The 11507-nt window shown below is 42.0% G+C and carries 9 protein-coding genes and 1 pseudogene; 3 read left to right on the top strand and 7 right to left on the bottom strand.

Annotated features, from left to right (window positions below; translation table 11 throughout):
- Positions 1–30: 30 nt before the first annotated feature.
- Together NX722_RS11270 and NX722_RS11265 are read right to left on the bottom strand one after the other, a co-directional pair.
- Positions 31–411, bottom strand: a complete 381-nt coding sequence (locus NX722_RS11270; RefSeq protein ID WP_262568056.1) for a glycosyltransferase family protein — start codon at positions 409–411, stop codon at positions 31–33.
- Positions 412–433: 22 nt separating this feature from the next.
- Positions 434–895 (bottom strand): annotated as a pseudogene (locus tag NX722_RS11265) (EpsG family protein); the annotation flags it as partial.
- A gap of 217 nt (positions 896–1112) precedes the next feature.
- Between NX722_RS11265 and NX722_RS11260 the strand changes: the two are divergent.
- A complete protein-coding gene (locus tag NX722_RS11260) occupies positions 1113–2177 on the top strand; it encodes an IS4 family transposase (protein ID WP_262566701.1) in 1065 nt (354 codons plus the stop codon).
- A 224-nt stretch (positions 2178–2401) separates the two neighbouring features.
- Entirely contained in the window at positions 2402–2605 is a 204-nt protein-coding gene (locus NX722_RS11255) for a hypothetical protein (protein WP_262568054.1), read from the top strand.
- 183 nt (positions 2606–2788) lie between these two features.
- Here NX722_RS11255 and NX722_RS11250 read toward each other — a convergent pair whose 3' ends face one another.
- From NX722_RS11250 to NX722_RS11230, 5 genes are all read right to left on the bottom strand, one after another.
- Positions 2789–4000 (bottom strand): oligosaccharide flippase family protein, encoded by a 1212-nt coding sequence (locus NX722_RS11250; RefSeq protein ID WP_262568053.1) that lies wholly within the window; start codon positions 3998–4000, stop codon positions 2789–2791.
- A 149-nt stretch (positions 4001–4149) separates the two neighbouring features.
- Entirely contained in the window at positions 4150–5046 is an 897-nt protein-coding gene (locus NX722_RS11245; protein WP_262568052.1) for an ATP-grasp fold amidoligase family protein, read from the bottom strand.
- 149 nt (positions 5047–5195) lie between these two features.
- Positions 5196–6212 (bottom strand): NAD-dependent epimerase, encoded by a 1017-nt coding sequence (locus NX722_RS11240; RefSeq protein ID WP_262568051.1) that lies wholly within the window; start codon positions 6210–6212, stop codon positions 5196–5198.
- 77 nt (positions 6213–6289) lie between these two features.
- On the bottom strand, positions 6290–7465 hold the full coding sequence (locus NX722_RS11235) for a hypothetical protein (protein ID WP_262568050.1): 1176 nt from the start codon (positions 7463–7465) through the stop codon (positions 6290–6292).
- A gap of 617 nt (positions 7466–8082) precedes the next feature.
- Positions 8083–9510: a hypothetical protein gene (locus NX722_RS11230; RefSeq protein WP_262567039.1), complete on the bottom strand. Its 1428-nt coding sequence runs from the start codon at positions 9508–9510 to the stop codon at positions 8083–8085.
- A gap of 320 nt (positions 9511–9830) precedes the next feature.
- On the opposite strand from NX722_RS11230, the gene tnpC reads away from it, so the two are divergent.
- Complete coding sequence (gene tnpC / locus NX722_RS11225) at positions 9831–11504, top strand: IS66 family transposase (protein ID WP_262567789.1); 1674 nt, start codon at positions 9831–9833, stop codon at positions 11502–11504.
- Positions 11505–11507 lie beyond the last annotated feature (3 nt).

Raw genomic sequence — 11507 nt, 5'->3', positions numbered from 1 at the left:
AAAATTGACATTGAAAATAATAATAAGCCATCAAACCCTAATGGCAAAATTATTACTCAAGAGGAACAGAACTAAAACAATCTTAATCCAAGGTGGTTTTGGCTGAATTGTAGACATCAAACTATCAACTCTTATGCCCTGAGTATGAATTATATCTGGTTTATAGTCATTAATTATTTTTTCAATTTTTTTCTTTGAAGAAAACAAACCTTGAAATCTACTCATGTTTAAAATTTCCAATCTTAATCCAGCATTGATATACTCTGAAAATCTACTATTTGATGGTTCTGGAGATAATGTTAAAACTAGAGCTTGATATTTTGAATGATCTAAGTTTTTTATAATGTTCAATAATTGTTTTGTTGGTTCAGAACGACCTAAAGTACTTACAATATATAATATTTTCTTCATCTACAGTCTACATAAAATAAAATTAATAAGGATTAACTATATCTTTTATTGATATATTCATTGCTATAGTTAGTAACCCATAAGTAACAATTATTATTTTTAAAGAGATACGCTTATCAAAAGCATGTATCATATTAGGGATCAAAATAACCTCTACAATTGTAAATAATGTTGCAACTCTGGCTGCCAAAATTCCAAAATCAGAAAATGCTAACCTCCAAGCAGTTCCAATAACGAAGAATAAGCTCATAACACAAAAAAACTCATCCTTCGTTTTCATTCTATCCCACATAAAAATTGCTGCTAGGGATATTAAAAAATTTTTAATATTAGTATTATCAAAAATACCAATAGCTTCTGCATATTGAGAATTAGAATAATTAATAATTTTAGTCGAAATGGTACTTTCAAAGGGTGGGTTGCTTATGATAAATGATGATATACCAACAAGGCCAAATACAAAACCCATTAGCAATATCAAAAATAAACGTTTCCTATTCCAATTTTAAAAACTTGTTATATAAATGATAAAATAAGCTAAAGAAGCCCTATGTATGGGACAAAAGTATTGCTGAAAACGGCTATGTACGGGACAAAAAATTATAAACTCTTGATTTATCGGGTCTGGAGGGTATGAGCTGACCTTTCCATCAGGTAACCTATCCGGTCTCTCAACTCCGTAAAGTTTACCGTTGTCGTACATGGAAGAAGTCAGCTCATTAGCCGAGAAGCTTAAGGCTCATTTACCCCTGCATCAAGCCCGAATCAACTTCATCTCACAATTTGTTCTATCTTTGATACGCGCCCGTTCTACTAATCTCTACCGAGTAGCCGAAGAGTTCCAGTCTGAAGCCGATGCCGAATCCAGTTATCGACGCATCAAACGGTTCTTTGCTGGTTACGAATACAGCTATGAGCAGTTGGGGGAATTTATCCTGAGCTGCCTCGATATGGATCGCTATACGCTATGCATGGACAGAACCAATTGGAAGCATGGCTCTAAGGATGTGAACTATCTGGTGGTCTCTATTTCCTGGCAAGGAAACTCTATACCCATTGTCTGGGAGTGTCTGGACAAACGTGGTGGCAACTCCAATACAGATGAACGCATTGCCTTGATAGAGCGGGTTTTGAAGATTATTCCGGCGGAAAAAATTGACAACCTTCTGGCTGATCGTGAGTTCATAGGTCATGACTGGTTTGAGTGGTTGCGACAGAAGAAAATATTGTGTCGCCTCCGTATAAAAGGTGATGTCGCAGTAGAGCATGACAATCGCAAAACCACAGCGGGGAAGCTTTGCCGTAGTGTGAAGTTTAATCAAACCGTCACTTGGCATACCAGAAAAAAAGTGGCGGGAGTACCGCTTTACATTGCTGCGCACCGCACCTTGAAAGGGTTGCTCATAGTTGTGGCTACTGAAAAGCCGGACGGCATGATCGAGGACTATTACAAACGCTGGGATATAGAAACGCTGTTTGGTTGTTTGAAAAGTCGTGGGTTCGATATGGAGTCTACACATATGACGAAGCACGACCGCATGGACAAACTTATGGGACTCCTCGCCATTGCGTTCGCGTGGTGTCTGCTTGTGGGGCACTGGCATTACGGTGAGGCTAATCAGCTCCCACTGAATAAACATAACAGACCAGCAAAAAGTCTGTTCAGACTGGGGCTTGACATGCTCAGACGAGTACTTAAAAACAAATGCGCAAAAAATGATCAGATTGCATTTCAGGAGCTGTTAAATGTTTTGTCCCGTACATAGTGAAAACGGGTCATCTCAAACCGGTGGAAGAAGGTCATTTCAAAGCGGAGTTAACAACAGTGGCATTCAGAAGATAAGTTCACTGTCGTGCTTGAGACAGCGGTGTTTACTGAAACAGAACTATCTGAGTACTGTCGTAAAAAAGCTTGTTTCCAGAGCAGGTTGTTCGGTGGAAGCAAGCCAGCCTAACAGCCAATGCTGAGGCAGCTGAGCAGCGCAAACAATTGGCAGAAGAGCCTAAGCAGGATAAGAAAAAAATCAAGGTTCTGGAACGTGAGCTGAACCGCAAAGACAAGGCTCTGGCTGAAACGGCTGGCAAAAAAGGCCCGAGCGATCTGGGGGGAACGCGAGGACGACCGATTAGCCACCCAGATCGCAGGGAAGCTGTAAAACTTATTGATCAAGCCAGAGCCGCAGGGGCTAGGTAGTCTGAGGCCTGTAAATACTTTTTTCTCGGACCCTGACCGAGAATCAACAGAGTAAAGCTTAAGTCAGTACCATTGTTTCATAATTTAGTTATCCGATTAAGTACCCCGACATTTGCTTTCACCAGCTACCACCCCGTAGATCAGAGGCTGGCAACAGGAAAATATATGATTTCTATTGTCGAACTACTTATCATATTTTCTACCGATGTAACTATGATGAAAAGCAACAGCAAAAAACACCCTTGCCAAAGTTACTGAAACCGCACCGCCAACTATTCCAAACAAATAAATGAGAGTAAATGATAGCACCCCAGACAAGAAAGACACCCTCAATGACACAGATCTGTACACTGAATCATGACCTTTTGGAAGAAAATACCCGGTTCCATAGGCATTTGCAATACCAATAAAAACCATACCAAAAGACATAAGTGCTAAATAATTTATATTCCCTACATAATCAGCACCAAGAAATATTTCTATCGCAAAATCCCCAAACCCTACAAAAAATAAGAAAATGGGAATTGAAATAGCAAGATTTGCCTTAATCACCTGATTGACATAATTACCACTCTCTCGTGACAGTATGGGGTAAATAGATTTAGAGAGTACTGATTGAACGACACCGACCAGACCACATATTCGTGATGCAACTGCAAATTTTGCAAACTCGATCGGGTCAGAAATCCCTCCCAAGAGCATGGTAGGGATAGAGTTGTAAAAGTTTGGTGCCAATATCCCGGTAAAAACGTCAAAGCTGTTGGTTAGATATTTTTTAACCTTGCCAAACTTGAATTGCTTGACCTTATATTTTTGTCGCAAAACACAGACAAGCAACATTCCAGATAATAACGTTGGATAGGTTGCAGAAACAATGGCCACACCAAAATCATCCGGTGTTTTTACCACAAATAGAATAACGAACAAGTTTAGTAGCCTTGACAGCAATGAAGAGTACAACAACCATCGTGTATCACTCATACCCTGAAAAAACCAGCTACTTGTCATTACATAACCACCCAACAGAGGTATGCCACATGCCAGCGTATAAAACTGTAATGTCTCATCTAAAAACAAGAATGCATAAATTGCTATTGCAAGTGAATAGCAAAGAAATAGCAGCCAACGTACCGTCTGATTATAAGAGTATAAATCCTTATAGGCGTTGTTATTTTTATTTCTAGCAACCTCCCTGGAGCCTGTGTAGAGAATGCCATAGTCGACAATGGTATACCCAAAAGTAACTACCGTTAAAAACAGTAAATAACTTCCATACAAAGCAGCACCAAGACTCCGTGACAATATCGGCATTGTAATGACAGGGATCAATAGACCTAAAAAATCTACCGCCCCTAAGCTTAATAAATTATTAATTATCTCTTTTTTATACTTCATATACAAAATCAAACTTCTTTAAGGTGTAATCTAACTTGCTGTTTAAAAGAATGCACTAATTTTGGGGCAGATTGTGCGATTAAAAATACACCCTATTTGCTCACCGCTTCAAATTTAAGCTAGTACTAAGGTTTTCACTTTGCTCTCACTCAACAGTTTCTCTTTTTATGGTTAATGTTTACAAACTCACCAAGCTTATAATCCCAATCTAGAGGGTCTATTTTCATAAAACCAGAGCTATCATGGAACGTAATTTCTCCAAAATATATTTGCCCATTGATGTTAAAAAAATCAACTCTTGCATGCTTTAACCCTTTAGATAATCTTTTTGCCAAATCTAACATTAAATCTAAATTTTGTGGTGGAGTTATATTTAGACTATTCATATCAAATGACTGACCATTTGAGAAAAATGGCATTATCTCAAAGTCCATTGTCAAGTGTACAAACTTAACACCTGTTTCTCTATCCAGGCATAGCAGCATAAATTTAGGTTCACCATCAGAACAAAATATCTTTACATCACTCGGTATTCTACCCATATCATCTGTCAGCAATTTTTCCACAATGATTCTTGGTTCTATATCTTTATACTGCCATTCTTTAGTTATTCCATAGTAATTATTACTTAATGCTTTTTTGATTTTCTCTCTAATCAGTTCCCAGTTGGCATTACTCTTATCCCTTATTATGAAAACTGTGCCGCTATCATGATTTGTTTTAATGACAATTGGTTCGTCCGGCATGTTTTCTGGTTTAATATCCTCTATTTTTTTTGTTTCAAGAAATAATGGTATTAAGTACTCTTTACCTATTCTATCCTTCACAAAATCCCTTACTTTGTATTTATCTGCACAAATAGTATGTAAAGGAGTTCTATCATTTAACTTCAGCCATTGAATTTTTTCATTATAACTTTTAGGATTATCTAGATTCAAATCATAACCAATCCTGATTCTAAACATTATTTTTGCAAAGACTTTATCTGGAATCTTTCCATAAATATAATTTTTTATTGGTCTAAAAATTTTTTTTACATAATTCACTTTGGTTATCAACCCTAAATATAAAAATTATTATGATTCGGGGCTATTCAACATAGATTAATTTTAATAAATATATAATATTAAATACTAAAATATGTATTTAATATTTCAGAACAGCCCACTCTGAATAAAGAAATTAAGGCAAAGTGTTATTCATTGCCTCTAATACCTAAGAACCAATTCTTATACCATTCAACAAAACGGCTCATGGTATCTTGCAATGGTGTCACAGGCTTAAAATCAACCACCTTCATCAAATCATCCACATCCGCATAAGTTGCATAAACATCCCCAGCCTGCATCGGCATAAAATTCTTAATCGCTTTTTTGCCACAAGCGTTTTCAATCGCTTCAATAAAGTTCATCAGCTTAACGGGCTGGTTATTACCAATGTTATAAACACGGTAAGGTGCGGAGCTTCGGCTTGGGTCATCATTTTTGAAGTCTGCAATACCTTCAGGAATGACATTCTGAATACGGATAACGCCTTCCAGGATATCTTCAATATCGGTGAAATCCCGTTGCAGCTCACCATTGTTAAAGACATTGATTGGCTGGCCTTCCAGAATAGCCTTTGTAAACTTCCAGGCAGCCATATCAGGACGTCCCCAGGGGCCATTTACAGTAAAGAAGCGAAGGCCAGTGGTTGGGATTTTATAGAGGTGGGAATAGCTATGAGCCATCATCTCGTTAGACTTTTTAGTGGCCGCATACAGAGAAACAGGATGATCCACAGCGTCTGTGGTGGAGTATGGCATTTTGCTGTTCATGCCGTATACGGAACTTGAAGACGCATAAACCAGATGTTCAACATTGTTATGTCGGCAACCCTCAAGGATGTTCGCCATACCTACCAGGTTGCTGTCAACATAAGCCATCGGATTTTCCAGTGAGTAACGTACACCGGCTTGTGCACCCAGGTGAATAATACGCTGGAAATGTTCAGCCTTAAACAGTTCTGCTATCCCAGCCCGGTCAGCCAGATCCATTTTTACAAAGCGAAATTTTGTCAGCGGTTCAAGTTGTTCCAGGCGGTCATGTTTGAGCTTTGTAATGTAGTAGTCGTTGATATTATCCAAACCTACGACTTCGTGACCCATTTCACAAAGACGACGGGAAACGTAAAAACCAATAAACCCTGCGGCACCTGTTACTAAGTATTTCATAAATTCCAACAATAGTTGCGGTTAATAAAGTGAGAAGAGATAGTTTCGATTTATAACTGACTAAGGAAACAAATAACTTATTTAGGCTGGTGAGTTAAATGCTCTGCGGTTCCATGCTCAGCAAATTTTTTCTTGCTATGACCATGTTGAGTATATTGCTTACCTTTACGGGCAGGTTCTCGCTTGCCACGGAAATTCTGAATAATACGACTGACGCTGAATGCATGAAGAACGGCTTCATAATACAGACCGCACACAACAATGAAGGCAATTAACTGGACTAAGTCTGATGCACCAGTGAAATGCAGCACCATGCCCAGAGCATGAAAGAGTGCGCCAATAATAATAATTATTGCAAGAGTCTGTCTGGGTGTGTAACCAGCATGCAGCAGAATATGATGCACATGCGTTTTATCTGGCTTCATTGGGTTCTGGCCCTTCTTAATGCGACGAGCCAGTGTTGCTAACATATCAACCAGTGGCAAACCCAAAACAAAGAGTGCAGTAACAGGGCTAAATAATGCGGTAGAAGTACCGTGGCTTTGTGAAAAGTCAATGACTAGCCAGACAAACGTAAAGCCCAACAACATGCTGCCTGCATCACCCATGAAGACTTTTCTTAATCCCCTGACAATTTGCAGGTTGTAAACCAAAAAGCCCATAAGGGCAGCAGCCAGAGTTACAGAGGGTATTGCAAAAGCCTGCTTGCCATTAACAAGTATCATTAATGTTACAATGGTCATGATACCAAGGCTGGCAGCCATTCCGTCCAGGCCATCCGCCATATTGACAGCATTGATATACCCTGCAACCGCTAAAATAGTAAAGGGAACCGCCACAAAGGCAGGTAAAACAACATCTCCCAACCCAAACAGGTTACCAAGATTATCTACATAAATGCCTGCACCAAAAATCATCAGGCCAGCTGCAACAAACTCAATAAAAAGCCGCAGTTTTGCGCTGATATCATATTTATCATCAAATGCCCCTGTTATAACAAGCGCACCGGCAGCGGCTAAATAGCAATACAGCTCGATGCTATTACGACCAACTATTAATGCCGTCACAAAAATAGACAAGTAAACAACAATGCCACCAACCAGCGGAACGGCTGAAGTATGAATTTTTCGTGCGTTGGGCTTGTCAACCAGCTGGATGTTCCAGGCAATCAATTTCCATATTTTTATCAATAACACAGATAGAAGGAAAACAAATAGAAATCGTATGACAAGATTTTCTTCTAGTAGTGGCATGTAAAACTCTGTTACTCGACAAGTGGTTAACTGGTTAAAGCTTGAAATGGTTGACTGCTTCAGGTCAAAAACTACCAAACTAACCTGAGCTGATCAGCCTTGACTGAGGTGAAGCTGTTCTAAAAACTGTTTTTTTAATGAGCAACACCTTCCCTTCGGCACTGATTTTGCCGTTGCTCAGTTTTCCTTTACAATCCTTTGCTCAACAAAATATGTCTAAACACTGAACTTTCCGTCAGTATCTACATATATTTTGTCGTTTATATGAATACCATTTTTAAATTTTGAACATTCTCTGAAACCCTTGCTGCACAAGCGATACAGACGTTTGGCTAACAAAGGAATGTCAAAACCATCAAAAACTTAACAAGTTAGGTTATTTGTTCGGCTAATTCTTTAGGCAGGCTTTGTAAAGACAAGGATTTTATAAGGGTTTCGATAGGCAAAAAATTCGGCTATTGAAAGGAATAATTCAATTGCATTGAAGGGTTGCCAGACAGTGCCTGGACTGCCATTCGCAGCGATGGAACCGAAGAGGCTATGCTCTCCTACCACCGACCGGCCAAATGGCAGCGGGAACAAACCTATGGGTGAAAGTCTCATATTGACTGGTACTATCATTCTGTCTTCTGCGAAGGGAACGGGATGACATTATTTACTCCTGTTTTCGTAACCTTACAGCAATAAGTCACTGCCAGCAGCTTCCAACCATTGTCGAACAGCTTGCTCTGGATTAATGACCTAAGAGTCAGAATCCCTTGACCTCCCGGAAGTCGCCAACGCATGCCCGAGCACTTCATACGCCGCGTAACCAAGGTTTTGCAAGCAGCCTCAATGACTCCCGAACCTATCGGCAGATTCTGTGACAAGTGTTCAGCGTATTGCATACGAGCGCGATTGTTCCTGAAATATTCCAGCTCTGTTTTCAGCTTTGATCGTCGAGGATGTCGCTTGTACTGGTAGACCAGTGCCTTGATCACTCTCTCAACCCCTTCAAACTCTTCCTTTAGAATGTGGCGATAGGTGGTGAATTTTTCTTTGGATTTAGCACTGTTTTCTCCATAGGACAGATCAAATGCCTTCTTCAGGTGTTCTGCAGCATGGTAAAAGTCTACGATCTCGTGGCCTTCCGGGAGTTCATTGGCAAGGAAAGTCCAGTTGTCTTTCGCTCCGTCAGCCACTTTAACCAGAGTCAGGTCAGGCTTTTGCCGAAGGGCTTCATCCAGCAGTTCAGAGAGTGAGTTCTTCAAAGTTACTTTTTTACTTTCGGGCATACGCCCGATTCTGACTGTTGACAGGCGTTCACCCTGAGTATCGTAAAACGACAATGTTCCACAACTGGCCTCCTGACAACCGGCTGGACCACGGGTTCGCTTACCGTCACTTTTATTTTGTTCGCGTTTTTCCTTACGCTTGCCGTCTTTCATTGGCAGCATAACACCGTCGAGGGACGCTGCCACAGTCACCGCCTTTTCTGGAACTTTAACGCTTTCCCAGAGGATACCCTCAAAGGCTTCCCTGTTTGGCTCCCATTGATTGTTAAACTTCTTCGGGAGTCGAGCCAGAGAACTTTCCGAAGGCGACATATTGCCCATCAGATCAAGCAGGTTCTTCACGTCGCCCGGTGGCATTTGAGCGACCATCCAGACAGCTTGCTTTGCCGCCCTTGGTGTCCAGTATCCCTCGACAATACCCGCCCGGAGTTCCAGCGGGACGATGCAGCGATCCTGACCGTTGCGGTAGAGCGTTCGTGGAACTTTGATAGAACCGGCAACAGTCTGATAGGTTTCTGAACTTCGCAATACTCGATGGTAACAGGTGCCGTTGACTTCAATGACCGGGGTGTCAACATCAAGTCCGGATAAGTCTTCTTCCAGAACACCTCGCTCTGCCTGAGCAAAAATCTTGTGAACTTCACCTTCATAGTCTTCAAAGTGTTGAATGGGGTCGTACTGTTCGCGCAGAGCTGCCAGTTTATGATCAAGCTGCTGAATTGCATGACAGGAAAAATTGGCGACTTCAGTCAGTGGCTGACATACTTCCATCGGGGCGGCCTCTCACTAATATGGTGTCGTTTTATCAGTAAACATCATAGCGGTGTTTGGCCGTTACCCTTGCTGGGCAGGGAAATTTGTTGCTACTGCATACTTATTGGGCTGTAGACCCTGAAAAGAGAGTCAATATGAGACTTTCACCCAAACCTATGTTGTCACCCGGCTTTTGCACGACGGAAAACAATGGTTACCTGAGCCGCGTTACGGTGTCATTCTGGTGAGCAGAACGGATCTGCCACTGAAGGAGCTGGTCAGACGTAACTATTCTACAAACCACTAAACATCTGCTCAAAGTCGTCTACTTTTAGAGTATGCAAAATGCTCATGTTTCAGGATCAAGCACAACACCTGCATTACTGCCTGCCCCCTTCGCTACCTCGCAGGTCATCCTCACCAAGCAGGAACACATCCAGCTAAAACAGCAGGCCAACCTCTGGCATGCCATGTGGAAGGCGGCCTGTGGCCGAGAGCAAAAAGTACTGGCTAAAAATGCCTCTCTTATTGCTCAGCATAAAGCCGAAATAGCTGGGTTGAACACCCAGGTCGCTGATCTGAAATCAGAACTGGCACACATGAAGCACTTGCTTTTCGGTCGTAAATCAGAGAAGACCAGTTCTTCTTCAAAGAAAAGTGGCAATACTACCCGGCCACCTTCAAATCGAAAACGAGGTCACCAGCCCGGAGTCCCCGGTTCTGGTCGCCATCTTCACAACAACCTGCCAGTGGTTCATGAGTCTGTAGACTTACCAGTGGACAAACAGTGTTGTACAGTCTGCCACCGGCCATTCAAGTCTTTTTTCAATGACGACAGCTGCGACGTAATTGAAGTTGAAGTTAAGGCTCACGTTCGTCGCTATCACCGAAGGCATTACCAAAAAACTTGCCAGTGCCCTGAAACGCCCAATATTACTACTCCACCACCTCCACCAAGACTCATCAACAGAGGAAAGCTTGGTATTTCTGTCTGGGTGGAGCTGTTGCTGAATAAGTACGCATACGGCATCCCCATAAACAGGCAACTTGAGTCTTATAAGACTCAGGGACTGGAACTGTCGCAGGCGACCATCTCCTTTGGCCTGGAAGCTATAACGCCCTTTTTTGAGCCGGTTGCCGAAGCTACTCGGGAATTCGTCGCCAGTAGCGATCAGTGGCATGCTGATGAAACCCGGTGGATCACCTGGGCACATGAGACGACAGGTTCCCACAAACATTGGCTGTGGGTATTTCTCTGTGACCAGGCAGTTTATTTCAGCATTGCTGACACCCGTGCGGCTGTCGTACCGGAGTCAGTCATTGGTGACGGGGCTGGTACATTGGTGTGTGACCGATACTCAGCTTACAAGAAACTCGCGAATGATGTAGTTTCTATTGATTTAGCTTTCTGCTGGGCTCACGTCAGGCGGGATTTTATTGACGCTCAACGAGGTGATCCGGAGTTGGAGAAGTGGAGCGCCACCTGGGTGAACAGGATTGGTCGTTTATATCATCTTAATAGTCAGCGACTTGAAGTGCTTGATGAACCAGAGCAGCTAGCAACACAGCAGTTACGGCTTGAACATCAGGTAGAGCAGATGGCAACCCAGAGGGATCAGGAACTTAATCGTCCTAAACTGCGAGTCAGAGCGAAAAAAGTGCTCGAAAGTCTGCAGAATCACTGGGAAGGATTGACCCGCTTTGTCACTAATCCCGGTATCCCCATGGATAACAACGCTGCAGAGCAAGCACTGCGCACAGGTGTCGTTGGCAGGAAGAATTACTACGGCTCTGGCAGCGTATGGAGTGCTGATATAGCCGCTTTTCTGTTCAGCGTTTTTATGACGCTAAAGCTTTGGGATATTAATCCAAAAATCTGGCTGGGTGCCTATCTTGAGGCTTGTGCCATAAATGGCAGGAAGCCACCTGATGATCTCACTCCTTATCTGCCCTGGTTAATGAGTGAGGAGCGGCTTTGTGAAATGCGTAATCATGATCCGCCAAAGGTATAACAA

It is taken from the genome of Endozoicomonas gorgoniicola, assembly GCF_025562715.2.
GTDB lineage: Bacteria > Pseudomonadota > Gammaproteobacteria > Pseudomonadales > Endozoicomonadaceae > Endozoicomonas_A > Endozoicomonas_A gorgoniicola.
Note: the sequence above shows the minus strand (reverse complement) of the source record. Positions and strands in the feature narration are given on the sequence as shown.